1 pseudogene is annotated in these 226 nt (G+C 55.8%); it reads right to left on the bottom strand.

Going from position 1 to position 226, the window contains the following annotated elements:
* Nucleotides 1-50: 50 nt before the first annotated feature.
* Nucleotides 51-226: pseudogene (locus ACYVTD_RS19230) on the bottom strand (class I tRNA ligase family protein); the annotation flags it as partial.

Genomic DNA, 226 nt, shown 5'->3' with positions numbered 1-226 from the left:
TCGCATGGACAACAACTCCCTGGACGTTGCCTTCAAACCTCGCCCTAACACTCGGCGCGGCTTCCTACGCAGATTGTTTTTCCGCAGTCGGGGCATCGCCAGATTGGTAGCGGGTTGCCCCAATAGCGGCTTCGGCTGATTGCCCAATCACGGGCGCCTTCCAGCCATTTTCCGAATCTGCCTTCTTTGATGTGTTCGGGAACCCAATAGATTTGGCTGTTTGCGT

The sequence above is a fragment of the Treponema sp. R6D11 genome (genome assembly GCF_054786075.1).
The sequence above is the reverse complement of the archived record's forward strand: the minus strand, read 5'-3'. Positions and strand labels throughout refer to the sequence as shown.